Annotated in this window: 24 protein-coding genes, 1 tRNA gene and 1 riboswitch; of the genes, 13 read left to right on the top strand and 12 right to left on the bottom strand. The window is 64.2% G+C overall.

What is annotated here, in order from left to right:
- Genes rodA through V8192_RS08825 form a run of 5 tightly spaced genes read right to left on the bottom strand, consistent with a single transcriptional unit; the run spans position 1 to position 5,477 of the window.
- Positions 1–1,113, bottom strand: a complete 1,113-nt coding sequence (gene rodA / locus V8192_RS08845; protein ID WP_341632709.1) for a rod shape-determining protein RodA — start codon at positions 1,111–1,113, stop codon at positions 1–3.
- The gene (gene mrdA / locus V8192_RS08840; protein ID WP_341632708.1) at positions 1,110–3,023 is read right to left on the bottom strand and encodes a penicillin-binding protein 2; all 1,914 of its coding nucleotides are present in this window, start codon (positions 3,021–3,023) and stop codon (positions 1,110–1,112) included. The genes rodA and mrdA overlap by 4 nt, the downstream gene beginning before the upstream one ends.
- Positions 3,020–3,541, bottom strand: a complete 522-nt coding sequence (mreD, locus tag V8192_RS08835; RefSeq protein WP_341632707.1) for a rod shape-determining protein MreD — start codon at positions 3,539–3,541, stop codon at positions 3,020–3,022. Before mreD ends, mrdA begins: the two co-directional genes overlap by 4 nt.
- The gene (locus V8192_RS08830; protein ID WP_341632706.1) at positions 3,541–4,419 is read right to left on the bottom strand and encodes a rod shape-determining protein MreC; all 879 of its coding nucleotides are present in this window, start codon (positions 4,417–4,419) and stop codon (positions 3,541–3,543) included. The genes mreD and V8192_RS08830 overlap by 1 nt, the downstream gene beginning before the upstream one ends.
- A gap of 14 nt (positions 4,420–4,433) precedes the next feature.
- The gene (locus tag V8192_RS08825; protein WP_341632705.1) at positions 4,434–5,477 is read right to left on the bottom strand and encodes a rod shape-determining protein; all 1,044 of its coding nucleotides are present in this window, start codon (positions 5,475–5,477) and stop codon (positions 4,434–4,436) included.
- Positions 5,478–5,632: 155 nt separating this feature from the next.
- Between V8192_RS08825 and mutL the strand changes: the two genes are divergently transcribed.
- The 4 genes from mutL to V8192_RS08805 all read left to right on the top strand — a co-directional run bounded on the left by mutL (position 5,633) and on the right by V8192_RS08805 (position 8,652).
- Entirely contained in the window at positions 5,633–7,372 is a 1,740-nt protein-coding gene (mutL, locus tag V8192_RS08820) for a DNA mismatch repair endonuclease MutL (protein WP_341632704.1), read from the top strand.
- A gap of 30 nt (positions 7,373–7,402) precedes the next feature.
- Positions 7,403–7,464: riboswitch (Fluoride riboswitch) on the top strand.
- Between the two features lie 23 nt (positions 7,465–7,487).
- Entirely contained in the window at positions 7,488–7,871 is a 384-nt protein-coding gene (gene crcB, locus V8192_RS08815) for a fluoride efflux transporter CrcB (protein ID WP_341632703.1), read from the top strand.
- Positions 7,868–8,416, top strand: coding sequence for an inorganic diphosphatase (gene ppa, locus V8192_RS08810; RefSeq protein ID WP_341632702.1), 549 nt, complete (start codon positions 7,868–7,870; stop codon positions 8,414–8,416). Before crcB ends, ppa begins: the two co-directional genes overlap by 4 nt.
- Positions 8,417–8,478: 62 nt before the next feature.
- A complete protein-coding gene (locus V8192_RS08805) occupies positions 8,479–8,652 on the top strand; it encodes a hypothetical protein (protein ID WP_341632701.1) in 174 nt (57 codons plus the stop codon).
- 70 nt (positions 8,653–8,722) lie between these two features.
- Here the strand turns inward: V8192_RS08805 and miaA are convergent, their stop codons facing one another.
- Entirely contained in the window at positions 8,723–9,652 is a 930-nt protein-coding gene (gene miaA, locus V8192_RS08800) for a tRNA (adenosine(37)-N6)-dimethylallyltransferase MiaA (RefSeq protein ID WP_341632700.1), read from the bottom strand.
- On the opposite strand from miaA, the gene serB reads away from it, so the two are divergent.
- Positions 9,651–10,529 carry a phosphoserine phosphatase SerB gene (serB, locus tag V8192_RS08795; RefSeq protein WP_341632699.1) on the top strand — a complete coding sequence of 293 codons (879 nt, stop codon included), beginning with the start codon at positions 9,651–9,653 and terminating at the stop codon, positions 10,527–10,529. The two genes, miaA and serB, sit on opposite strands and share 2 nt — an antisense overlap.
- Here the strand turns inward: serB and V8192_RS08790 are convergent, their stop codons facing one another.
- A complete protein-coding gene (locus V8192_RS08790; RefSeq protein ID WP_341632698.1) occupies positions 10,530–11,453 on the bottom strand; it encodes an SPOR domain-containing protein in 924 nt (307 codons plus the stop codon).
- Between the two features lie 136 nt (positions 11,454–11,589).
- On the opposite strand from V8192_RS08790, the gene V8192_RS08785 reads away from it, so the two are divergent.
- Genes V8192_RS08785 through V8192_RS08775 form a run of 3 tightly spaced genes read left to right on the top strand, consistent with a single transcriptional unit; the run spans position 11,590 to position 14,352 of the window.
- Positions 11,590–12,312 carry an AAA family ATPase gene (locus tag V8192_RS08785; RefSeq protein WP_341632697.1) on the top strand — a complete coding sequence of 241 codons (723 nt, stop codon included), beginning with the start codon at positions 11,590–11,592 and terminating at the stop codon, positions 12,310–12,312.
- A gap of 12 nt (positions 12,313–12,324) precedes the next feature.
- Positions 12,325–13,038 carry a hypothetical protein gene (locus V8192_RS08780; protein ID WP_341632696.1) on the top strand — a complete coding sequence of 238 codons (714 nt, stop codon included), beginning with the start codon at positions 12,325–12,327 and terminating at the stop codon, positions 13,036–13,038.
- A 6-nt stretch (positions 13,039–13,044) separates the two neighbouring features.
- On the top strand, positions 13,045–14,352 hold the full coding sequence (locus V8192_RS08775; protein WP_341632695.1) for an SPOR domain-containing protein: 1,308 nt from the start codon (positions 13,045–13,047) through the stop codon (positions 14,350–14,352).
- On the opposite strand, the gene V8192_RS08770 is transcribed toward V8192_RS08775, so the two are convergent.
- The 4 genes from V8192_RS08770 to V8192_RS08755 all read right to left on the bottom strand — a co-directional run bounded on the left by V8192_RS08770 (position 14,349) and on the right by V8192_RS08755 (position 17,691).
- Entirely contained in the window at positions 14,349–15,239 is an 891-nt protein-coding gene (locus V8192_RS08770; protein WP_341632694.1) for an aspartate carbamoyltransferase catalytic subunit, read from the bottom strand. The two genes, V8192_RS08775 and V8192_RS08770, sit on opposite strands and share 4 nt — an antisense overlap.
- Before the next feature lie 11 nt (positions 15,240–15,250).
- Complete coding sequence (ruvX, locus tag V8192_RS08765; protein ID WP_373276352.1) at positions 15,251–15,724, bottom strand: Holliday junction resolvase RuvX; 474 nt, start codon at positions 15,722–15,724, stop codon at positions 15,251–15,253.
- The gene (locus V8192_RS08760; RefSeq protein ID WP_341632692.1) at positions 15,721–16,836 is read right to left on the bottom strand and encodes a DUF3089 domain-containing protein; all 1,116 of its coding nucleotides are present in this window, start codon (positions 16,834–16,836) and stop codon (positions 15,721–15,723) included. Before V8192_RS08760 ends, ruvX begins: the two co-directional genes overlap by 4 nt.
- Before the next feature lie 219 nt (positions 16,837–17,055).
- Positions 17,056–17,691 (bottom strand): DUF6445 family protein, encoded by a 636-nt coding sequence (locus V8192_RS08755; RefSeq protein ID WP_341632691.1) that lies wholly within the window; start codon positions 17,689–17,691, stop codon positions 17,056–17,058.
- Positions 17,692–17,827: 136 nt separating this feature from the next.
- Here V8192_RS08755 and gatC point away from each other — a divergent pair, with 136 nt between their 5' ends.
- The 4 genes from gatC (at position 17,828) to V8192_RS08735 (ending at position 22,795) form a co-directional block, all read left to right on the top strand.
- Positions 17,828–18,115, top strand: a complete 288-nt coding sequence (gatC, locus tag V8192_RS08750; RefSeq protein ID WP_341632690.1) for an Asp-tRNA(Asn)/Glu-tRNA(Gln) amidotransferase subunit GatC — start codon at positions 17,828–17,830, stop codon at positions 18,113–18,115.
- On the top strand, positions 18,112–19,584 hold the full coding sequence (gene gatA, locus V8192_RS08745; protein ID WP_341632689.1) for an Asp-tRNA(Asn)/Glu-tRNA(Gln) amidotransferase subunit GatA: 1,473 nt from the start codon (positions 18,112–18,114) through the stop codon (positions 19,582–19,584). Before gatC ends, gatA begins: the two co-directional genes overlap by 4 nt.
- 2 nt (positions 19,585–19,586) lie before the next feature.
- Positions 19,587–21,068, top strand: coding sequence for an Asp-tRNA(Asn)/Glu-tRNA(Gln) amidotransferase subunit GatB (gene gatB, locus V8192_RS08740; RefSeq protein WP_341632688.1), 1,482 nt, complete (start codon positions 19,587–19,589; stop codon positions 21,066–21,068).
- A gap of 101 nt (positions 21,069–21,169) precedes the next feature.
- Positions 21,170–22,795 (top strand): alkaline phosphatase family protein, encoded by a 1,626-nt coding sequence (locus tag V8192_RS08735; protein WP_341632687.1) that lies wholly within the window; start codon positions 21,170–21,172, stop codon positions 22,793–22,795.
- A gap of 45 nt (positions 22,796–22,840) precedes the next feature.
- On the opposite strand, the gene V8192_RS08730 is transcribed toward V8192_RS08735, so the two are convergent.
- Entirely contained in the window at positions 22,841–23,020 is a 180-nt protein-coding gene (locus tag V8192_RS08730) for a hypothetical protein (RefSeq protein ID WP_341632686.1), read from the bottom strand.
- A gap of 108 nt (positions 23,021–23,128) precedes the next feature.
- On the opposite strand from V8192_RS08730, the gene V8192_RS08725 reads away from it, so the two are divergent.
- Positions 23,129–23,213 (top strand) — tRNA-Leu (locus V8192_RS08725).
- Positions 23,214–23,223 lie beyond the last annotated feature (10 nt).

Genomic DNA, 23,223 nt, shown 5'->3' with positions numbered 1-23,223 from the left:
TCAGATCAGGCGGGACACCGTTCGCTGCTGGCGCTCGAGGGCCATCAGCAGGCCAAGGCACAGCATCACCGTCATGACGGCAGACCCGCCGAAGCTCACGAGCGGGAGCGGCACGCCGACGACGGGAGCAAGGCCCATCACCATCATGAGATTGATGGCGACGTAGAAGAAGATGGTGGCCGAAAGACCGGCGGCGGCGAGCTGCGCAAACCTCGTCCGGCCGTTCTGGCTGACGCGCATCCCCCAGCTGATCACTCCAGCGAAGGCGAGGATCAGAAGGACGCCACCGACCAATCCCCATTCTTCCGCCATGGTGGCGAATACGAAGTCGGTGTGACCTTCGGGGAGATAGTCGAGGTGGCTTTGACTGCCGTGGAGGAAGCCCTTGCCCCAGATGCCGCCGGAACCGATCGCGATCTTCGACTGGGCGATATGGTATCCTGCGCCCAGCGGGTCGCTCTCGGGATCCAGGAACACGTCGATGCGCTTGCGCTGATAGCCGTGCATCATCCCATAGACGATTGGGGCCGCAACCCCGACGACCGCGGCGGGAGCGGCGAAAATCCACCAGGGAAGTCCCGCGAGGAACATGACGGTCACGCCGCAGAGCATGACCATGATGCACGTTCCAAGGTCGGGCTGGACGAGGATCAGGACCGCGGGAACGCCAAGCAGTGCTAGCGCCGGCCAGATGGCTCGCCATTTGCGGATCTCGGCAGCGGGAACGAGCTCGTAGAAACGGGCGAGCGTCAGAACGATCGCAGGCTTCATGAATTCCGAAGGCTGGAGCCGGACAGGACCGAGATCGAGCCAGCGCTGCGCGCCTTTGCTGACGAAGCCCAGCGCCTCGACGCCAAGGAGCATGACGAGCGTGACGCCGTAGAGCGGAAAGGCGATCGCCTTGATGGTCGATTCCCTCATCCAAGACATTCCAACGGCGATGCCAAGGAAGCCGACAAAGACGATCGCCTGCTTGACCGCCCAGGGATGAATAGAACCTCCCGCCGCCGAATAGAGAACGACGAGGCCGAAGGCTGCAATGGCCGTGACGAGGAAGATAAGCCGCCACGGCAGCCTCGCGAGCGGCCGCGGAATGATCGCCGAAGTGATCATGCCTTTTCGGCGGGGAGCGGCGGCAGGCCGTTCGCGCTGCGCCAGGCGGCGGTCTTGTGCTGCATTCGTTCGATAAGGGTTCCGCCGATGCTCTGCTCGAAGGCCTGAAGCGACGCGATCGCCTTCTTGCGGTCGTAGAGGAAGGTGAGCGTGTCTCGGATCAACGGGGCTGCGACCGCGGCGCCGAAACCGCCATGCTCGACGATGGCTCCGGCTGCGTATCGCGGATTGTCGAAGGGAACGAACCCCATGAACAAGGAATGGTCACGGAGCTTCCAGAGGGCCGCAGTATAGTCGCCGCGCTCGCTGGAGCTGAGATTGTGGGTCTGGGCGGTGCCGGTCTTTCCCGCCATCTGGATGCCCGGAAGCGGGAGCTTTGCTGCAGCGGCCGTCCCGTGATCGACGACGCCTGCCATCGCGGTGCGGATGAAATTCAGGTGGTCGGCGTCCACCGCGAGCTGCTGCTGCGGGACCACCGGCTTGCTCTTGAGCAGGCGCGGCATCACCCGCTTCCCGGTCGCCAGGCGGCTTGCCATGACGGCGAGCTGCATCGGGTTGATGAGAACCATGCCCTGGCCGATTGACATGTTGATCGTGTCATACGTCTGCCACTGGCGATGATATTTGCGCATCATCCAGTCAGGATCGGGGATCGTTCCGTAGCGCTGGTTGTCAAAAGGCAAATCGAACTTCTCGCCAAAGCCCATCGAGCGGACCATCGGAGCAAGCTTTTCAGCGCCCACGCGCCGGCACATCTCGTAGAAATAGATGTCGCAGCTCTGCTCGATCGCGCGGGTCATATCGACCGGGCCGTGGCGCTTGTCGCAGTGGAAGACGTGATTGCCGAGCGGGTAGGAGCCGGTGCAGTTCACCCGTTCGGTGCGATCGATGCCGGCATTGAGAAGCGCCATGGCCATCGAGGGCTTGATCGTTGAGCCGGAGGGGTAAAGGCTCTCCAGGGCCTTGTCGACGAGCGGCAAATGGTCGTCTCCCGACAGCATCCTCCACTCGTTCTTGCTGATCCCGTCGGAAAAATTGTTCGGGTCGAACGAGGGCATCGACGGCATGGCCAGGATGTCCCCGTTGGTGACGTCAAGAACCACGACCGAACAGGATTGGTCGCCGATCCGCCGCGCTGCATATTCGTGCAGCTCTGAGTCGATCGTCAGCTGGACCGTGCCTCCGCTGCGGTCGGGCTTGGGCTCGAGCTCCTTTACAAGCTTGCCTCGCGCGGTGACTTCCACGCGCTGGCCGCCGGGCTCGCCGCGAAGAACCGGCTCGAGCGTCTTTTCAAGGCCTTCCTTGCCGATCTTGACGCCCGGGATGAGGAGCAGCGGGTTCTTGTTCTCCTTTTCATATTCCGTCGCCGATGCAGCGCCTACATATCCGACGAGCTGGCCCACCGCCGGTCCTGCCGGATAGAAGCGTGTGAACCCCCGCGAGGCTGCGACGCCGGGAAGGTCGGGCAGCCGAACGGTAATCGCTGCATATTGCTCGTAATCCACGTTGTCGGCGACGGAGACGGGCTGAAAGCCCCGCGACTGTGACAGTTCGCGCGTAATCCGTTCGACTTCGTCCGGCGGCAGGCTCAGCAGCCGCTGGAGTTCGGCGATGATCTTGGGCCCATCGAGGATCTGCTGCGGGATGAGATCGACGCGGAAGCTCGCCTTGTTGATCGCGATCGGCCTGCCGTTGCGGTCGATTATCCATCCGCGCCGCGGCGGCACCGGGATGAGCTGGACCCGGTTGCTCTCCGAGAGCAGCTGGTATTTTTCGTTCTGTGCGATTGCAAGCCACCCCATGCGGCCCACGAGAAGACCGCCGACGGCCGCCTGCGCGCCGCCGAGCAGCATCATCCTCCTCGAAAAGGTGATCGACTGGTGGGCGACGGTGATGCGCATGTGCTTCATCGGCCGAGCCTCCAGGCATCGACCCTGGAAACAACCCAGGCAATCGCCGGGAAGATGCAGATCGAGATGACGAGCGCCGGCACCATTCTAACAAAGGGAGGCGCCGCGTCGGCAAGCCTTGCAACGCGCCACTGCAGCCATTCGTTGATTGCGATCAGCACTGCTGCAAGCACCCATTCGATCCAGTAGTCACGCCACATCGTGCGGCGATCGATAAGATCGAGCGCCAGCATGGTCGAACTCCACAAAGCTATTGAAAATCCTATGGGATAACCGGTGAACAGGTCGTTGACGAAGCCGAGCGGAGCAGCCCACCAGGCCGGCCATGGGTCGGCCCTGAGCAGTCGCCAGCTGATGAAGACGAGAAATCCGAAATCCGGATACCAGCCGCTGGTCGAAATGATCGGAAGGGCTGCGAGGAGCGAGGCGGTGACGACCGTGATCGCAGGCACGTAAGCGGCAAAGCGCGAAGGCCCTTGTCCGATGCGCCGCGGCGGTGTGAGGGCGGCCCGGACCATCAGGGTGCTTCCGTTGCCGCCGGCGCCTTCTCGGCTGCGACTGCTGCCGGCTCGAAGGGGGCCTCGACGATCGCGAAACTGGTCGTCGAGGGATCTGCAAGCGGCAGGGCGACCGCGCCGTCATCGTCGAGCTTGACGACGCGCGCGATCGGCACGAGCGGCGGATAGAGGCCGCCCGTTCCGGACGTGATGATGATGTCGCCGCGCTTGAAGGGATTACGGCCAACCTCGAGCGGCCGAACATCGATCGTTCCGTCGCCGCGGCCCTGCGCGATGACCGGAATACCGTTTCTCAGCAGCCGCGCGGGGACGATATTGGCCCGGTCCGAAACCAGGAGGACTCTCGAGGCAAGTGCGCCTGCATCGATGATCCGGCCGACGAGCCCGTCCGCCGAGCGAACCGGCATTCCGACCCTGACCCCGTCCCGCGAACCTGCAGAAAGGATCGCGAACCGGCGCGGGCTGTTGAACGAGGAACCGACGATACGCCCCGCTGCGAGCGTGGTCCGCTCGTGTTCGCGAAGCTGGAGCGTCGCTTTCAGCTGCAAGTTCTCCTGGAAGATTGCCCTTGCCTCGACCATGCGCTGAAGCATCGCCCGGCGATCGCGCTTCAGCGCGGCGTTCTGGTTCGCTGCATCCCAGTAATTGCCTGCTCCCGTGAATATGCCGGAAGCCGTCGCCGTCACTTCGTGAAGCGCGCCTGCCACCGGACCCGTGACATCAAGCGCTGCGCCTCGAACCCGCTCGAAGGTCTGCGGCGCGACCAGCGACATGGTGAGCATGACGAGGCCCACGATGATCCCTGCGATCACCGCGAGGAAACTGAAGAACAGCCCGTACTGGGCTCGACGCGACCAGCCGGGACGCGCGGTCGCCACCGCTCAGCCCCGCTTTATGCGGTTTGCAGCACGCCGCGGAACTGCTCTTCCTCCAGCGCGCGGCCGGTGCCGAGCGCGACGCAGGTGAGCGGGTCGTCGGCGACCGTGACAGGAAGGCCGGTCTCGTCGCGCAATACCTCGTCGAGACCCTGCAGCAGCGCGCCGCCCCCGGTGAGGACGATGCCCTGGTCGCAAATGTCGGCGGCAAGTTCGGGGGCCGTGTTCTCGAGCGCGATCCGAACGCCTTCGACAATCGTTCCGACGGGCTCCGAGAGGGCTTCGGCGATCTGGCCCTGGTTGATCGATATTTCCTTGGGCACGCCGTTGACGAGGTCGCGGCCCTTGATGTGGACAGTCTTGCCGATCCCGTCGACCGGCGGCTTGGCGATGCCGACTTCCTTCTTGATCCGTTCGGCGGTCGCTTCACCGATCAGCAGATTGTGGTTGCGGCGGACATAGGAGCTGATTGCCTCGTCCATCTTGTCGCCGCCAACCCGGACCGACGTCGTGTAGGCGAGGCCCCGAAGCGAGAGGACAGCGACCTCGGTCGTTCCTCCGCCGATATCGACCACCATCGATCCGATGGGCTGGGTCACCGGCATGTCGGCCCCGATCGCGGCGGCCATGGGCTCCTCGATCAGGTAGACGGCACTTGCGCCGGCGTTCGACGCGGCATCGCGGATGGCGCGGCGCTCGACCGACGTCGATCCCGAGGGAACGCAGATGACGATCTCGGGGAAACGCCAGGCGCGCATCTTGCCGCCGTGCACCTTGTGGATGAAGTGCTTGATCATCTGCTCGGCGACGTCGATGTCGGCGATGACGCCGTCGCGCAGGGGACGGATCGCCTCGATCTGGTCGGGCGTCTTTCCCATCATCAGCTTGGCGTCGTCTCCGACAGCCTTGACCTTCTTGATCCCGTTGATGGTCTCGATGGCGACGACCGACGGCTCATTGAGGACGATGCCGCGGCCGCGGACGTACACGAGCGTGTTGGCGGTCCCAAGATCGATCGCCATGTCGTGCGACATCCATTTGAACCAACGATTCCAGAACATTAAACCCCGCCCTCTCGCTGATGTTCGCCGCGCAGTCGCAAAAAAGCTCGCGCCGCTTAAATTCTGATTCTACTCAACCCGTTGAATGCGCCCTGAATTTTCGGGAAAAATCAGGGCTTCGCCGGCGCCTTCCGAATGGGCTAGGAACGGTTAACATGTCAATAAGAAGGCTGCCTCCGGAACTCATCAATCGCATCGCCGCGGGCGAGGTTGTCGAGCGACCTGCGAGCGCGCTCAAAGAACTTGTGGAAAACTCGCTCGACGCGGGCGCGACTCAGCTGTCGGTGAGGCTTCGGGCGGGCGGACTCGACCTTATCGAAGTCGCTGATGACGGCTGCGGAATGAGCCCGGACGAGATGCGCCTCGCGCTCGAGCGTCATGCGACATCCAAACTTCCAGACAACGCGATCGACCGCATAACGAGTTTCGGCTTTCGGGGCGAAGCCTTGCCCTCCATCGCCAGCGTGTCACGCCTGACCCTTGAGAGCCGCGTGCGCGGCAAGGACGGTTGGCGGATCGCGCTCGACCATGGCGAGGGTCTGGAAGAAGGGCCCGCGGCGCTTCCGCCCGGGACCCGGATCCGCGTCGAGGGCCTCTTCGACAAGGTTCCGGCACGGCGCAAGTTCCTCCGCTCGCCGCGGGCGGAATATGCAGCCTGTCTCGATGCCGTGAAGCGGCTTGCGATGGCGAGGAGCGATGTCGGTTTCACGCTCGAACACGACGGACGGCGCATCCTGACGCTTCAGCCGGCAGACGCACCGGCGCGGGTCGCGGAGATTCTCACACATGAGCTCGACCGCCACGGGATCGGGATCGACTGCACGAGAGACGGTCTTCACCTGACCGGCGTCATCAGCCTTCCGACCTTCAATCGCGGCATGGCCGACCAGCAATATCTCTTTGTGAACTCAAGGCCGGTCAAGGACCGGCTCCTCGTCGGCGCACTTCGCGCAGCCTACCGCGACCTCATCGCCCGCGACCGGCACCCGATCGCCGCGCTTTTTCTCGACGTTCCGCTCGAGGAAGTCGACGTCAACGTCCACCCGGCAAAGACCGAAGTCCGCTTTCGCGATCCGGCTTGCGTCCGGGGACTGATCGTCGGCGGCTTGAGGCGCGCGCTTGACGAAGAAAGCGGCAGGAGCGCGGCGCGGGAGCAGGCTGCCGCCCCCGTCATGTGGACTTCGAGCGCAAGCTACCAGCCCGAGCCCAATCTCAGCCTTGGGCTTTCGAGCCTCAAGGGCGCGCAAAGGGTCTTCGAGCCCGTCGCCTTCGTCCCCCAGGCCCGCGCCGAGCCGGCCGTTGAGCCGGTACCGAGCTATCCCCTCGGGGTTGCGCGCGGACAGGTGGCCGCAACTTATATCGTCGCGGAAGCCGAGGACGGGCTCGTTATCGTCGACCAGCACGCCGCGCACGAGCGGCTTGTCCTCGAACGGATGCGGGCCGGGCGGGAAGGAGGGCTGGTTGCTCGCCAGGCACTGCTGATCCCGGAAGTCGTCGAGCTCGACGAGCCCGACTGCGACCGCCTGGAAGGAGCAGCGACCGAGCTTGCCGAAATGGGTCTTGAACTCGAGCGGTTCGGGCCTTCAGCGATACTGGTCAGGTCTCTTCCGGCGGCACTTGGCAAGACGGATGCCGATGCTCTTCTTCAGGATCTCGCCACCGAGATCGCGGAGCTTGGAGGTCCGATGAGCCTTCGTGACAAGCTCGACCACGTCGCGGCGACCATCGCCTGCCACGGCTCCGTCCGCGCGGGCCGCCTGCTCTCGGTCGCCGAGATGAACGCCCTCCTTCGCGAAATGGAGGTGACGCCCCGGTCCGGTCAGTGCAATCACGGCCGTCCGACCTGGGTGAAGCTTGGCCATGGAGAGATCGAAAAGCTGTTCGGCCGCCGGTAGCTTGTCCGAAAGGATTGTATTGCTAAGGAGATACCCTCGGGGAATGGGGTCTCCCTTGTAACCGCCGACCGGCTGATGGCTCCTACAGGCGCATTCGTGCAGCAGTAGGAGCATTATGCTTTATCTCATCGTGTTCATCGGAGCCGGCATCGGCGGCGCGCTTCGCCACGGCGTCAACATCAGCGCTGCCAGATTATTCGGCTTCGGCTTTCCGTTCGGGACCTTCATCGTCAACGTCGCGGGCTCGTTCGTGATGGGCTTGCTTGCCGGCTTCTTTGCCTATCGTGCCGGCGTTCCCCAGCATGTCCGGCTGTTCCTGACGACCGGCATCCTGGGCGGTTTCACGACGTTCTCGACCTTCTCGCTCGACACTGCCTTGCTCATCGAGCGCCATTCGCTGGGGCTTGCGGCAGGTTATGTCATAGGCTCGGTCGCTGCGGCCCTGGCGGCATTGTTCTTTGGCCTGGCGGTGTTTAGGAGCGCGGGCCACCTGCCATGAACATTGACCTTATTCCCACGGGCGATGATCCGCCCAGCAACATCAACGTCGTCATCGAAGTCCCCGTCGGCGGGGAGCCGGTGAAATATGAATTCGACAAGAAGTCGGGCGCCCTGTTCGTCGATCGCATCCTTCACACACCGATGCGCTATCCGGCCAATTATGGCTTCGTCCCCCACACGCTCTCCCCGGACGGCGATCCGCTCGATGCCCTGGTGATCGCCCGCTCGCCGTTCGTCCCGGGATGCGTCGTGCGCGCACGTCCGATCGGCGTACTCAACCTCGAAGACGAGCACGGCGGCGACGAGAAGCTCATTTGCGTTCCCGTCGATACGACCTTCCCTTATTATTCAGACGTCGGCGAGCGCCAGGACCTGCCCTCGATCGTCCTGCAGCAGATCGAACATTTCTTCACCCACTATAAGGACCTGGAAGCCGACAAGTGGGTGCGGGTCGGCCACTGGGGCGATGCGGCGGACGCCGGTCGAATCGTGCTTGAGGCGATTGAGCGAGCCAAGGGCAGGGTCGAGGCAACAATCGCCTGAGCAGGCGCGACATTCAGGCTCGATTCTGCTACCTATCCTCCTCCCAAGGACGGAGGCGCGCCATGTCTAACGATGACCGCATCTATTTCGCGCGCCGGGCTGCCGAGGAACAGGAACGCGCAGTATCCGCCGCCAACCCGGATGTCGCCCAGGCCCATCGAAGGATGCAGCGCGCCTATCTCGAGCGCGCGAGCGTCGGCGACCGGCCGCAGGGCGCCAACGAAACGATCGGCTGATCAGCCTTCTGCAGCCTTGAGGAGGGGTAGATCTCTTCAGGCATCAAGGAGCGGGTCCGGGCCCGGCGGCCTAGCTCTGCAAAGTGAGGAGGGCCAGCGCTTCCCCAAGACGGTCGAGATCGAGCGCTTCCTTCCATCGCGGCCAGCCTGCGGGAGGCTGATGAGCGAACCAGGTATATTGGCGCTTTGCATAGCGGCGGGTCGCCTGCTGCCCCCTCGCGACCGCCTCGTCGAGCGAACTCTCTCCGAGCAGGTAGGCAGAAATTTCGCGCACTCCGATGGCGCGCATCACCGGGAGGTTGGGATTGAGGTTTCGGGCAAGGAGCGCCTCGACCTCCGGAACTGCGCCGGCCGCCGCCATGTGCACAAACCGTTCGTCGCAGCGGGCGTAAATCCACTTGCGGGGCGGGAGCAGGATGAGAGGACGAAGTTCGACCTCGCCGGCGATTCCGCCGTGGCGCTGGCCCTGCCATTCACCAAGGGTGCGGCCGGTTGAAAGGATGACCTCGAGCGCGCGGCTGATCCGCGCGGTGTCTGCAGGCTCGAGCCTCGAAGCGGCGGCCGGATCGAGCATCTGCAGCCTGGCGCGATTTTCCTCGGTTGATGTGCTTCGCACCCGCATCCGAACCTCAGGATCGATCGCGGGAACCGGAGCGATCCCCTCGAGCAGCGTCCGGAGGTAAAGGCCGGTCCCTCCAACGAGAAGCGGCGTTCGCCCGCGGGCATGGACGTCGGCGATCGCGGTCTTCGCCATCAAGGCCCATTCGGCTGCCGAACAGGGGAGGGCGCCGTCCCGGACGCCGTAGAGCTGGTGTTCGGCCTGCCCTAGCTCCTCGCTTCCCGGGGCAGCGCTCAAAATGCGAAGGTCGCGGTAAAGCTGTGCACTGTCGGCGTTGACGATTACGCCTCCAATTTGCTCTGCAAGCGCGAGCGCCAGTGCCGACTTGCCGCTCGCAGTCGGCCCGGCAATGAGGGCAAGTGGAGGTTTGGACGAAGGCATGGGTATCGCGACCCTGATAGCAGCGGGACGGCTCGATGACAGGCTGGTCGACCGCGTGCTCGGCCTGTTGCGCGAGCTCGATCCGGGAGCATCGTTTCTTCGCTGGATCGATGAGGGAGATGCAGCCGACCTCGCCTTTGCCGGCGTGGGAAAGTCCGCCCGCTGGGCGATCGACGGCCTCGAGGGCGTCGATATCGTGGTGCAACAGGACGAGCCCAGGTGGAAAAGCCTCCTCGTGGCTGACATGGATTCGACCATCATCGGTCAGGAATGCATCGACGAGCTTGCAGACTATGTCGGTCTCAAGGACAAGGTGGCGCGGATCACCGAGCGGGCCATGCAGGGCGAGCTCGATTTTCCAGGTGCGCTGCGGGAACGCGTGCGGCTGCTTGCGGGCCTCGACCAGCGGGCGCTCAGCCGCTGTCTTAGCGAACGGGTCGAAATCACCGCCGGTGCGGAAACGCTCGTCCAGACCATGCGGGCGGGAGGTGCAAGCTGCCTCCTCGTCTCGGGCGGCTTCCTCTCCTTTGCCGAGCCCATCGCAAGCGCGGTCGGTTTCGACCGGGTGAGGGCAAACCGCCTGGTATTTACTGGCGGCAAGCTTTCGGGCGAGGTTGGAGATCCCATCATCGATGCGATGGCGAAACGCGACGCGCTCGTCGAAGAGCGGGACCGGCTGGGCCTCAAAGTGGAGGATGTGATTGCGATCGGCGACGGCGCGAACGACAAGTTGATGATCGAGGAGGCCGGCCTTGGCATCGCTTTTCGTGCCAAGCCCGCGCTGGTCGACGTCGCCGACGCCGAGCTGAGGCACCATGGACTGGACGCACTCCTCTGGGTCCAGGGGGTCGCCCGCCGCGACTGGTTCCGAAACTAGCTATTTTGCAGGGACAGGAAAGCAGGCCGTGCCAATGGCGCGGCAGGCAGCTTCGGCGGCAGCGCGGCTTGCAAAAGGTCCCACCTGGAGACGCGTGACGCTTCCTGCGGCAATATAAAAAGGCCCGCGCCCTTGGAGCGCGGCCTTCCCCGAGACCCGGTGATAAAGCGCTTCGGCACCGCCCCACTGCGAGAAAGCGCCAAGCTGAATACGCCAGTTGCCGGTCGCAGGTGCGGGAATCCGTTCAGGAGCGGCGGCCTTTGCAACCTGCACCTTGGGCGGTTTGATCGTGACCTTTCTTGGCATCGTCTGCCTTGGCGGAGGAGCTTCGGCGGTTCGCACTGCCTTCACCGTCCGTGCGGCTGGCGGTGGCGGCGAGGGCGCCATCGCCAGCGCCTTTTTCCGGTCGATAGCCGGCATCAGCTCGTTCAGCTGCGCAAGCGTGTCTCTTGCGGGCACGAGGCCCTGCCCGGCGGCGCGGCTCACATAGGAATAGCCGAGCATCCGGTCCTGCGTGACGCCGTCCCCGTTATAAAGGGCGGTGCCGTAGACGAGCTGGGCGCGCGGTTCCCCTTCTTCTGCTGCCTGCTTGAGCCATTTGAGGCCCGAAGCCTGGTCGCCGTTCTGGAAAAGCAGGAGGCCAAGGGTGGTCTGCGCATCGAGATGACCGCTCGTCGCCGCTTTCTCGAACCAGCTCTTGGCGAGGGCGAGATTGATCGGCACTCCGCGGCCAAGCCGGTAGGCCTGGCCAAGATTGAACTGGGCGTCGGCATCGCCCTTCTCCGCGAGCGGACGCCAAATGGCGACTGCGCCTGCATAATCGGCGCGCTGCCATGCATCTATTCCGGCTTTTACCGACTGCGCAGAGAGTGGGGCGCTCAGGAGCGCTGCGAGAAAAGCGGCGACTAAGTACCTGGCACCCATGCGTTAACTCACCCCCGAATCTTCTTAGCCGACCGCAGGGTAAGGGCAAACAGCGTCGTGGCAATGTTAACCAGATTTTAGAGGCTCTGGTGTCACTCCGCTCGCTGAATTGGCGTTATCACGCGAGGGGAAAAGCATGCGCGTCCTGGCAATGGCATCGCAAAAGGGCGGGTCCGGTAAGACGACCCTGTCCGGACATCTTGCGGTGCAGGCACAGCTCTCGGGAGCTGGCCCGGTCTGCCTGATCGACATCGATCCGCAAGGCAGCCTTGCCGATTGGTGGAACGAACGCGAAGCCGACATGCCGGCCTTTGCGCAGACCACCGTCGCCCGGCTTGCATCGGACCTCGAGGTCCTTCGGCAGCAGGGCTTTCGTCTCGCCGTCATCGACACTCCTCCAGCCATCACCATGGCGATCCAGAGCGTCATCGCCGTTGCCGAGCTGATCGTAATTCCCACCCGCCCGAGCCCGCACGACCTTCGTGCCGTCGGCGCCACGGTCGATCTTTGCGACCGGGCCGGGAAGCCCCTCATCTTCGTCGTCAATGCTGCAACGCCCAAGGCGAAGATCACCTACGAGGCAGCTGTCGCGCTCTCGCAGCACGGCACCGTTGCACCCGTCACTCTTCACCACCGCACGGACTTTGCAGCCTCGATGATCGATGGCCGCACGGTCATGGAAATCGATCCCCAGGGCCGATCCGCCAAGGAAGTCGGCGAGTTGTGGGAATATATTTCCGACCGCCTCGAGAAGAATTTCCGCCGGACGGTGTTTGCCGCTCCGGGCGCTGCGCCGGGAATCACCGCTGTCAGTCCGCGTCCCGTAGGTGGTTTCGGCCGCCGCGTTGTCGGCCAGTAAGGAGCCGCGCAAGTGGCCACCGAAGCCAAGCCTTTCGCCTCCCTTTCTTCTGGCCTTCTCGCCCGCAAGGGCGCTGCCCGGCCCGCCATGCGCCCGCAAGGGTTCGGCCAGGTCGGCAATGGCCTGGAGGACCTGGGTTGGAACGACATGGGCTTTGAGCCGCCGAAGCCGGCCGAAGTCGCGCGGGATCCTGATCATGATGCCTTCGGCGACGATGTGGTCGAGCATCCGCGGGCGCATCCCACGGGACTGACGCCCATCCATTCGCCTGTCCATTCCCAACAGGCGGAGATCGAAGACCGCTTCAGCGCCGCGGATGACGTCGAGCGGGAAGAGATCGAAGACCGCTTCAGCGCCGCGGATGACGCCGAGCGGGAAGAGATCGAAGACCACTTCAGCGCCGCGGATGACGCTGAAGAGGAGATCGACGAGACGGCCGAGCCCTATGAGCCCGAGGCAGTTGAAGCCCCGGTCAAGGCCCCGGTCGTTCTGCCGGTCGCAGTCGCTGTTCCAAGGCGCGCTCCGCGCCCGCGTTCAGTGCCTGGAAGCAAGGGAAAGGCGGCGTTCACGCTCCGCCTCGATCCAAACCGTCATCTCAAGTTGCGGCTCGCATGCGCGGTGGATGGGCGCTCGGCTCAGCAGCTTGTGACCGATGCGCTCGATCAGATGCTCGAGCGCATGCCCGAACTCGACGGGCTGGCCGCAAAGGCAAAACGCAGGGGGTAATTTTCGATGACTCAGCCTTTTCGCTCCAGTTCTGCAGCCTCTCTCATCGTGCTCGCATCGATGATGGCGGGCTGCGCCGCGCACCCGAGTCACGTGGCGGCCGCCTCTTCGGCCGGAAAGGCAGATCCGCAGGTGGGTCTCGCAACGCGGGCCATGGCTGCTCTCGACGCGAACAATGCTCCGGCTGCCATTGACTTTGCCGAGCGCGCGGTTGCGAACACGCCCACCGATGCGGGCTTTCGCGCACTTCTTGGCAGCGCTTATTTCGCCGGCGGGCGTTTCCACTCGGCAGAGGCTGCGTACAAGGATTCGCTGACGATCGATGGAAACCAGCCTCAGGTCATCCTGAAGCTCGCGCTGGTCGAGATCGCTCAGGGCAAGAATGTCGAAGCCGTTGCCAGCCTGAATGCAGGCCGCGCAGTGCTCGATCCTTCCGATTACGGCCTTGCACTGGCTCTCGCGGGCCATCCGGCCGCTGCAGTGACAATTCTCCAGACCGCAGCGCGCCAGCAGAGTGCCGACGCGACGGTTCGCCAGAATCTCGCCCTTGCCTATGCGCTCGCCGGCGACTGGAGCAACGCTCGGATCATCGCCGCGCAGGACGTCCCCGCGAACCAGCTTGATGATCGCATTCAGCAGTGGATGCAGTTCGCAAAGCCAGCTCATGCTTCCGATCAGGTGGCCTCGCTGGTCGGCGTGAAGCCGGCGGCGGTCGATGCCGGTCAACCGGTCCAGCTTGCCCTCAACAAGGCAAGTCCGACCGCGACCCAGGTTGCAGCGTCAGTCGCGGCTCCGCCCAAGCCCGCTCAGCCGAACATCGTCGTCGAAGCCTCAGTCCCGGAGTCGATCCCGGCGCCTGTTCATGCAGTCGCTCCGGCCCCGCCGCCGGCGCGTCCGACCATCGCCACCCTTGCCCAGTCGGCAGTCAGCGAAGCCAAGGCAGTCATCGCGTCCTTTACCCACAGCGCTCCCGTTGCTCCAAAGCCGGCGGTGGTTCGCCGCGCTGCTGTACAGACGGTCGCGGCGCGCCGCGGGAATTCGACGGCGGTCGTGCAGCTCGGCGCCTATGGCTCGCCGCAACGTGTGCTGACCGCATGGGACGGGCAGGCTCGCAAATATGGCGCACTCAAGGCCTATCTGCCGATGAGCGCCCGCTTCTCAAGCGCGAAGGGCACGTTCTACCGCCTGTCCGTGCGTGGTTTCGACAGCCTTGGCCAGGCGAATGCTCTGTGCAGCTCCCTTCGCCACCAGGGTGGAACCTGCTTCGTTCGCAATCTCGCGGGCGACACGCCGGTCCAGTACGCCTCGCGCTAGGAAGCGCTCCCGATCACCAGCTCGAGGCAGGCCATCCGGACTGCAACGCCCATCTGAACCTGCAGGGCGATGAGTGATCGCTGCGGATCGTCGGCGACGCTGTCGGCAATCTCGACGCCCCGGTTCATTGGACCCGGATGCATGACCACCGCGCCTTTGGATGCAGTTGCGAGCCGTTCGGGCGTGAGCCCGTAACGAGACAAATACTCGCCCGGCGCATCGCCGAGCTCGTCCTCGAGCCGCTCGCGCTGGACGCGGAGCATCATCACGACGTCTGCGCCCGCGATTGCTTCGTCCACGGAGACCTTGGGCAGGCCCAGGGGCATCAGCTCGGAAGGTCCGGCAAGCCGGACCTCCGCGCCGAGCCGCGGCAGTAGCTTGGCGTTCGAGCGGGCGACCCGGCTGTGGCGGATGTCGCCGCAGATCGCGATCTTGAGGCCATCAATTCGGCCGAGCCGATGCCGTATCGTGGCCGCATCGAGGAGAGCCTGCGTCGGATGCTCGTTGGTGCCGTCGCCCGCGTTCAGCACCGGCGCGTCCATGACCGATGCAAAGATTGCTGGAGCGCCGTTATCGCGGTGGCGGATCACAAGCGCATCGGGCCGCATCGCGTTGAGGGTCCGGGCGGTGTCCTCAAGAGTCTCGCCCTTGCTGACCGAGCTCCGCTCGACCGATAGCGCGATCGCCGAAGCACCCAGGCGATGAGCGGCGGTCGCGAACGACATCGCCGTCCGCGTCGAGTTCTCATAGAAAACGTTGAAGATGATCCGGCCATGCAGGCGTTCGGTCGAACGCCGCCCCCGGTTGCCTTCGAAATAGAGATCGGCGCGATCGATGATGTCGGCGATCTCGGCGTCGCTCAGCGAGTCGATTGAAAGAATGTCCACGAGCGCGTCGCTTATTGCGGCGGCAACAGGTTGGCCAGTGCGTCGATCGCGCCCTGGAGGATGTGCGCTGCCGCGAGGGCATCGACCTTCTCGGCCCGGCGGGCGCGGCTGACGTCGGCTTCGATCATCGCTCGCTCGACTGCCTGCGTCGACCAGCGCTCGTCCCAGAGGAGGAGCGGCAACTCGAGCGGCGAAAGATTGCGGGCGAACGCTCGAACGGACTGGGTTCGCGGGCTGTCACTGCCGTCCATGTTGAGGGGAAGGCCAACGACGAGACCTACCAGATGCTCGCGTTCGATGATGACCGTGAGGTTCGCGAGATCCCTCGTGAACTTTGTCCGGCGAATGGTCTCGAGTGGGCCTGCAAAATGCCACCCGGCATCGCAAATCGCGATCCCGATGGTCTTCGTTCCGACATCCAGTCCCGCGAGCTTGCCCCCGGCTCCGAGCAGGCTTGCAAACTCGCTGATGTCGGCAGTGATCAGCGATGCCATGCAGTCAGCCTTCGTTCTGCGTCTTGGCGGATCGCTCCCCAGAAGAGTGCGTAATCGTAGACGTGATAATTGTTGCCAGGCAGGACGTACGGCCCGAGCGGCGGCGGTATGCCGTCAACGATGAGAAGCCCCTTGTCGCAGTGCGCTCCAATCAAGCCCGGCTGAAGGGTTGCCGAGCTAAGATCGGCGTTCGGGACCAGCGTCCCCTTGTTCTCACCGGGAGCGCCGACGCCATTCATCGTCCCGGTGATCGGATTGATGCAAAGGACATCATCCGGTCGCCGTTCCTGGCCAGTGAGGCCTCTGGTCTTCTTCCACGCATCCAGCATGATTCCAGGATTGGCCGGCGCCCGGAACGTCATCCATGAGAGGATGCAGCCGGTTTCGGCTGGAGCAGTGCATGCCGGCAGGCCGAGCGCGGGAAGGTCAGCGGTCGTGCTGATCGGCCATCCGACGACATAGGCAGCGACGATGCGATTGGAGACTGGTTGGCCAGCGATTTTCTCGCGGAGCAGGCGCTCGAGATGAAGTGCCCCCTGACTGTGCGCTGCAAGGATGATCGGGCTTCCCTTGGGCACCTGCCGCAGGAATTCGTCGAAGGCCGCGGCGACGTCGCGATAGGCAAGGTCGAGCGCCTTTCGGGCATCTTCGCTCTTGAGGAGAAAGGCTCCGTAGGCGGCCTGGCGGTAGCGCGGCGCCCAGACCACCGCATTCTGGTTGAAGGCGCTTGCCTGGCTTTGGACGAAAAGCCGGGTCCGAAATTCGGTGTCGACGCCCGGCTCCAGCGGCGCGTTCCATCGATCGCGCTCCAGATAGGTCGTCGGATGAATGTAGAAGAGCTGCGCCTGGAGTGCTTTCCCTTGTCGGGGGGGATCGCCTTCCGGAAGCCACGGCGACGGGTCGTCCGGAAGTCCTGGCCGGGCGATCCAGTTCGACGCCTGACCGTAGTCCGGAGCGCCGCCAGCCTTTGCGGGCTCAAAATGTCCCTTTGGCGCGGCCTCGCTGATCAGTGCACGTCCGCCCCATTGGTAGATCGAAAAGGCGGCCGCGACGACCAGCACGGTCAGCACGAACACACAACCTAGGAATCGCCGGGCGTACATCGGGCGGGCGGTTAGGGGAGGGGAATGGTCCGGGCAAGCGGCCCGAACTCCCCCCGCGTCGACGGGACGCGCAAACCGTTGGAAAGGAAGACTTATGGCGGGAAACTGAACCGGGACCCTAGTTCCATCGGGTGAGCCCGCTGGCGGAGCGGATCGACCGGCGCGCTGCGGGCAAGCATATGACCGGGCCGCCTCATCTCTTGTTCTGGACGCAGGGAGTTAGGCCTGCGCCTGCGCGCCGTTCGTTGCAGCACCGCGCAGGAAAAACATGAGATAGACGAGCCGGCCATTCTCGAGCGAATCGCCGAAGCTTGGACCGGCGGTGTGCCAATATTGCGGCTGGAGCAGGATCAGCCGGTTGAACCGCATGGGCACCGTCATCGTCAGTTCCCACTTGGACCGGTCGTGAGCGTCCTTGTCGAGGATTTGCGCTCGAAGCTCCTCGTAGGAGGAGTAACCCGTCTCCTGAAGTGCTTCGGGGGTCAGCGGAAGGTGATCGGTATTGGTCGGCAGATGGCGGTAGAATTCCGTTCCTCCCCGGCAATCCTCCGGCCGCGAGAGAAAGAGAATTCCCGACCAATGGCTCTGGTCGATGTGGATGCGTGCAGGCTTGTCGTCGTCCGAAGCGAGCGAGACACGGCAGCTGCCATGCGAGAAATCCCTCGTCCACGGCGCTCGAACGGGCTCGTAGACCAGCTGCGACACCGTTCTCTCAAGGCCCTCGATGTTGATTTTTTCGACCGAGTTGAGGCCGGGATAACGACCCTCGACCCTGTACGTGAGCTCGAGCGCCCTTTGCCGGACGATCTGCGGGTTGCGCAGGAAGTCGTCGATCACGATCACATGCGGAATCACGCGCAATCGCCCCCAAAGCACTGGTTCCGAGCCAGGGACAGTAGCGTGTCCGGCAGCGGGCGCAAATTCTTCGGGGGCCCCAGAGGTGTTCGCGCGCTTGCCGCTCCGGGGCCCCGCGGCTATCGCGCCGCCCGCAATGTCAGTTTCTTCCGAACAGGTCCGGCACATCGCCAAGCTCGCGCGGATCGCGATGAGCGAGGAGGAACTCGAGCGCCTCGTGCCCGAGCTCAACAATATCCTTGGCTGGGTAGAGCAGCTCGGCGAAGTCGATACCGACGGGATCGAGCCGCTGACGGCAGTGATCGACCAGGAGCTTCGCCTGCGCGAGGACGTCGTCGATGCCGGCAACATTCGTGACGAGGTCCTCGCCAATGCTCCCGATGCGCAGCACGGATTCTTCGCGGTCCCCAAGGTGATCGAATGATCGAGCTGACGACAAAGTCGATTGCGGAGCTGCGCGAGGGCTTCCGGGCCGGGGACTTCAGCGCGCGCGAGATCGCGGAAGGGTTCAACGCTGCGGTCGCGGCCGCAAAGTCTCTCAACGCCTATACCGTCGAGACTCCGGAGGACGCGCTCGCAGCTGCCGAAGCGGCCGACAATGCGCGGGGAGGCGGCGAATTGCCTTCGCTCGCCGGCATTCCGCTCGGAATCAAGGACCTGTTCGCGACAAGGGGCGTCGACACGACAGCGGGCAGCAGGATCCTCAAGAATTTCAGGCCGCCCTATGAAAGCACCGTCACTGCAAATCTGCGCAAGGCGGGCGCCGGGATGCTCGGCAAGCTCAACATGGACGAGTTTGCCATGGGCTCATCGAACGAGACCAGCGCCTATGGGCCCGTGGTCAGTCCGTGGCGGCGCAAGGGAAGCAACGTCGGCCTGACGCCGGGCGGTTCTTCAGGTGGTTCGGCGGCCGCAGTCGCTGCCGGCATTGCTCCTGGGGTAACCGGCACGGACACCGGCGGCTCGATCCGCCAGCCCGCCGCCTTCACGGGCATTTGCGGGATCAAGCCGACCTATGGCCGCTGCTCGCGCTGGGGGATCGTCGCCTTTGCAAGCTCGCTCGACCAGGCGGGCCCGATGGCAAGGACGGTGCGCGACTGCGCGATCCTGCTTGAGGCGATGGTGAGCTTCGATCCCAAGGATTCGACGTCCCTCGACCTGCCGGTGCCGGCTTGGGAAAGGCAATTGTCGAGCGACCTTAAGGGCAAGCGCGTCGGCATTCCCAGGGAATATCGGATCGATGGAGTGCCGGCCGAGATCGACGCCTTGTGGGACCAGGGTATCGAGTGGCTGAAGGATGCCGGCGCGACGCCGGTCGAGATCAGCCTTCCGCACACCAAATATGCGCTTCCGACCTACTATATCATCGCGCCTGCCGAGGCTTCCTCGAACCTCGCCCGCTACGACGGCGTTCGTTACGGGATAAGGGTCACTGGCAATGACGGCCTCGATGGCATGTATTCGGCGACCCGGGCCGAAGGGTTCGGCGCCGAGGTGAAGCGCAGGATCATGATCGGTACCTACGTTCTGTCGGCCGGGTTCTACGATGCCTATTTTACCAAGGCGCAGAAGGTTCGGGCGCTCATCAAGCAGGACTTTGCACGTGCGTTCGAGCAGTGCGACGTCATCCTGACCCCCACAGCGCCTTCTGCCGCGTTCGGGATCGGCGAGACCACCGACCCGCTTGCAATGTACCTCAACGACGTGTTCGCAGTCCCTGCGAGCCTGGCGGGCCTCCCGGCGATGAGTGTTCCTGGCGGACTTGACGGACAGGGACTTCCGCTGGGGCTCCACCTCATCGGCAACGCACTCGACGAGCAGGCCGTCCTGAACGCTGGCCTCGCGATCGAGGAGCGGGCCGGGTTCACTGCGCGGCCGGAGAAATGGTGGTAGTGATGGCGGACGCAGCTGCTCCCTTCCGAATCAAGGGCGAAACGGGCGAATGGGAGGTCGTGGTCGGCCTCGAGGTCCACGCGCAGATTACGGCGAGCAAGGCCAAGCTTTTCTCGGGCGCTGCGACGGCGTTCGGAGCCGAGCCGAACACGCAGGTGAGTCTCGTCGACGCTGCGATGCCCGGCATGCTTCCAGTGCCGAACAGGGAATGCATTCGGCAGGCGGTCCGGACCGGCATGGCGCTTGATGCCAAGATCAACGCATGGAGCCGTTTCGACCGGAAGAATTATTTCTACGCCGACCTGCCCCAGGGCTACCAGATCAGTCAGTTGTACCATCCGCTGGTCGGAGAGGGTGAGATCGAGGTCCTCGTCGACGAGAAGAACGAGGCAAGCGCCAAGCGGATCGGCATCGAGCGGATCCACGTCGAACAGGATGCGGGCAAGCTGATGCACGACCAGCATCCGACCATGAGCTATGTCGATCTCAATCGCTGCGGCGTTGCACTGATGGAAATCGTGTCGCGACCGGACATGCGAAGTCCTGCCGAGGCGGGGGCTTATCTCAGAAAACTTCGCGCAATCCTGCGCTACGTGGGTTCTTGCGACGGCAATATGGAAGAGGGCTCGATGCGAGCCGACGTGAACGTCAGCGTGCGAAAGCCCGGCGATGCATTCGGGACCAGGACCGAGACCAAGAATGTCAATTCCGTCCGGTTCGTGATGGCGGTGGTCGAGCACGAGGCGAAGCGGCAGGTCGAGCTCATCGAAAGCGGCGGCAAGGTCGCGCAGGAAACCCGTCTTTTCGACCCCGACAAGGGCGTGACCCGGTCTTTGAGGTCCAAGGAAGACGCGCACGATTATCGCTATTTCCCGGATCCCGATCTCTTGCCGCTCGAGCTCGACGAAGCGTTTCTCGAAGAATGCCGGGGATCACTCCCGGAGCTTCCCGACGCCAAGCGGCAACGATATGAGGATCTTGGGATAACGACCTACAACGCCGGCGTCCTGACCGCCGAAGTGGAAACGGCGCGGTGGTTCGATGCACTGCTCGATGCAGGTGTCGACCCGAAACAGGGTGCTAACTGGGTGGTTGCGGAGCTGTTCGGAGCGCTCAACCGGCGTTCCGAGAGCATCGAGAAAAGTCCCGTTTCTCCCTCGCAGGCTGCCGAGCTTCTGGGTCTTGTCGCAAACGGCACGATTTCCGGAACCATTGCCAAGCAGGTCTTTGAGATCATGCTCGAGACGGGCGAGGGCCCGTCCGATGTCGTCGAGAAGCGCGGACTGAAACAGACGAGCGACACCGGGGCGATCGACGCCGAGATCGATAAGGTTCTCGCAGCCAATGCCGACAAGGTTGCCGAGTATAAGGGCGGCAAGCAGCAGTTGTTCGGCTTCTTCGTGGGCCAGACGATGAAGGCGATGCAGGGCAAGGCCAATCCGCAGCTCGTCAACGAGCGGCTGCGCTCCAAACTCTCCGATTAAATCGGCGGAGCGGCCTTGATCCCGCGCACGGAGCCATATCAGTGTCAGTTTCAAAGAGCAGGGGTCGGTTCCCGCTCACAGGGACGGTCATCGGGAGGTACATGCGTAAATTGATTCTGGCTGTCGCGGCGGCTCTCATTGCTTCCCAGTCCGGTGCCCAGCCGCAGGCGCGGCCGCCAAGGCTCCTCGTCGTCATCTCGATCGACCAGTTCTCCGCAGACCTGTTCGACCAATACAGGCCGCAGTTCACGGGCGGCTTTGCGCGTCTTGCGTCGGGGACGGTGTTTCACAACGGCTACCAGAGCCACGCAGCGACCGAGACCTGTCCAGGCCATTCGACGATCCTCACGGGCGATCATCCATCGAGGACGGGGATCGTGAACAATGTCTGGATCGACCAGTCGATCTCGCGGTCCGACAAAAGCGTCTACTGCGCCGAGGACGAGACCAGACCCGGCACGAGCTCGACCGCCTACAAAGTCTCTCCAACGCACCTCGTGGTGCCGACATTGGGCGAGCTCATGAAGGCTCGTTGGCCCGGTAGCCGGAGTGTGGCGGTCGCAGGCAAGGACAGGGCCGCTGTCATGATGACGGGCCATCTCGTCGACCAGCGCTGGTATTGGGACGGTAAAACGTTCGTCACCGATCTCGAGAGCGCGCCAGTTCCAAGAATCGTGCCCAAATTCACTGCTGCGCTCGCGGCGGCGCTGGCCCAGTCACTCCCGGCGCTCGAGGCGCCCCCGCTTTGCCAGGGCCGCGCTGCACCAATCGTATTGGAGGGCGGCGCCAAGACGGTGGGTTCAGGCCAGCTTGCGCGTGCGGCAGGGGATCTTGCCGCCTTCCGCGCATCGCCGGAGCTCGATGGTGACACGCTGGCGCTCGCCGCGGGTCTTCTCGACGAAATGCAGCTTGGCCGCGGGGCCAGTTCGGATCTCCTCGCGATCAGTCTTTCGGCGACCGACTATGTGGGTCATGCCTACGGCCCGGGGGGGCAGGAGATGTGTCTCCAGCTGCTGGAGCTCGACCGCGAGCTCGGCGACTTCCTGCAAGTGCTCGACCGGCGCGGCATCGATTATGCGGTCGCGCTCACCGCCGATCACGGAGGCAAGGATATCCCCGAGCGTGAACGGCTGGCCGGCGTCCGCGATGCAGCCCGCGTCGATCCGGCGCTCAGCCCGGCGACAATGGGCAAGGCGCTCACCGCCAGGCTCGCACTTCGCGGGCCGGGCCTCCTCGGCGATAGTCCAGCCGGCGACATGTGGGTCGACCACAGCCTTCCGGCGAGTGACCAGCATCGGCTTCTTTCCGCTGCCCTTGCCGCCTACCGCGCGCATCCGCAGGTCGAGGCGGTGTTCTCCGCTGCGCAGATCGCTGCGACTGCGGTGCCGACGGGCGATCCTGCAGGCTGGAGTGTCCTCCAGCGCGTGAGGGCAAGCTATTATCCCGGCCGGTCCGGAGACCTGTTCGTCGTTCTGAAGCCCAACATCACTCCCATCGCCAGTCCGACGGGCTCCGTCGCGACTCACGGGTCGGTCTGGGACTACGACCGGCGCGTGCCGATCCTCTTCTGGCGTCCCGGAACCAGCGGCTCGACCATCGAGCGGTCGGCCGAGACCACCGATATCCTGCCGACTCTGGCAGGCATGATCGGTCTCAGCCTTGCCCCCGGGTCAATCGATGGACATTGCCTGGCGGAGGTCCCGGGGGCTTCCTGCCCCGCACGCTGAGCGGCAGCTACTTGCCGCCGCTCGCTCGCTCCTGGACTGCGAGGGTCATCCGACCGGCGAAATGGGCGTTGTCGGCGGCTCGGTCCCCGGCGAGGGAGGCGAGGGGACGTCGATATTGGGCGTCGTGCCGGGCTCCTCGGACGGAGCGTGGGTTGGCTGTCCCGGCTGCGAGGGCTGAGGCGTCCCGGGCGAGGGCGAAGGTTCTTCTGGCGGATGCTGCTGCATCGATGGGCTCCTTTTCACTCCGAACGCCCATCCCGACATGAGGGTTGCGGGCTTATGCGGGTTGCCCGGCGTCCGATCCTTGCTATAGGCCGCGGCTTCTTGGGCCGCGCGCGCGTGGCGGAACTGGTAGACGCGCTGGATTTAGGTTCCAGTATCGCAAGATGTGGGGGTTCAAGTCCCTCCGCGCGCACCATGTCCACGCG

Source organism: Sphingomonas agri (assembly GCF_038148795.1).
GTDB classification, from domain to species: Bacteria; Pseudomonadota; Alphaproteobacteria; order Sphingomonadales; family Sphingomonadaceae; genus Sphingomicrobium; species Sphingomicrobium agri.
The sequence above is the reverse complement of the archived record's forward strand: the minus strand, read 5'-3'. Positions and strand labels throughout refer to the sequence as shown.

Bases quoted from the DNA above. Each gene is read 5' to 3' on its own strand.
- serB (WP_341632699.1), top strand. From the start codon at position 9,651: ATGGGTATCGCGACCCTGATAGCAGCGGGACGGCTCGATGACAGGCTG.
- rodA (WP_341632709.1), bottom strand. From the start codon at position 1,113: ATGATCACTTCGGCGATCATTCCGCGGCCGCTCGCGAGGCTGCCGTGG.
- V8192_RS08805 (WP_341632701.1), top strand. From the start codon at position 8,479: ATGTCTAACGATGACCGCATCTATTTCGCGCGCCGGGCTGCCGAGGAA.
- miaA (WP_341632700.1), bottom strand. From the start codon at position 9,652: ATGCCTTCGTCCAAACCTCCACTTGCCCTCATTGCCGGGCCGACTGCG.
- gatB (WP_341632688.1), top strand. From the start codon at position 19,587: ATGGCGGACGCAGCTGCTCCCTTCCGAATCAAGGGCGAAACGGGCGAA.
- mutL (WP_341632704.1), top strand. From the start codon at position 5,633: ATGTCAATAAGAAGGCTGCCTCCGGAACTCATCAATCGCATCGCCGCG.
- gatA (WP_341632689.1), top strand. From the start codon at position 18,112: ATGATCGAGCTGACGACAAAGTCGATTGCGGAGCTGCGCGAGGGCTTC.
- V8192_RS08730 (WP_341632686.1), bottom strand. From the start codon at position 23,020: ATGCAGCAGCATCCGCCAGAAGAACCTTCGCCCTCGCCCGGGACGCCT.
- mreD (WP_341632707.1), bottom strand. From the start codon at position 3,541: ATGGTCCGGGCCGCCCTCACACCGCCGCGGCGCATCGGACAAGGGCCT.
- V8192_RS08775 (WP_341632695.1), top strand. From the start codon at position 13,045: ATGACTCAGCCTTTTCGCTCCAGTTCTGCAGCCTCTCTCATCGTGCTC.
- V8192_RS08735 (WP_341632687.1), top strand. From the start codon at position 21,170: ATGCGTAAATTGATTCTGGCTGTCGCGGCGGCTCTCATTGCTTCCCAG.
- gatC (WP_341632690.1), top strand. From the start codon at position 17,828: ATGTCAGTTTCTTCCGAACAGGTCCGGCACATCGCCAAGCTCGCGCGG.
- mrdA (WP_341632708.1), bottom strand. From the start codon at position 3,023: ATGAAGCACATGCGCATCACCGTCGCCCACCAGTCGATCACCTTTTCG.
- crcB (WP_341632703.1), top strand. From the start codon at position 7,488: ATGCTTTATCTCATCGTGTTCATCGGAGCCGGCATCGGCGGCGCGCTT.
- V8192_RS08785 (WP_341632697.1), top strand. From the start codon at position 11,590: ATGCGCGTCCTGGCAATGGCATCGCAAAAGGGCGGGTCCGGTAAGACG.
- ppa (WP_341632702.1), top strand. From the start codon at position 7,868: ATGAACATTGACCTTATTCCCACGGGCGATGATCCGCCCAGCAACATC.
- V8192_RS08760 (WP_341632692.1), bottom strand. From the start codon at position 16,836: ATGTACGCCCGGCGATTCCTAGGTTGTGTGTTCGTGCTGACCGTGCTG.
- V8192_RS08825 (WP_341632705.1), bottom strand. From the start codon at position 5,477: ATGTTCTGGAATCGTTGGTTCAAATGGATGTCGCACGACATGGCGATC.
- V8192_RS08790 (WP_341632698.1), bottom strand. From the start codon at position 11,453: ATGGGTGCCAGGTACTTAGTCGCCGCTTTTCTCGCAGCGCTCCTGAGC.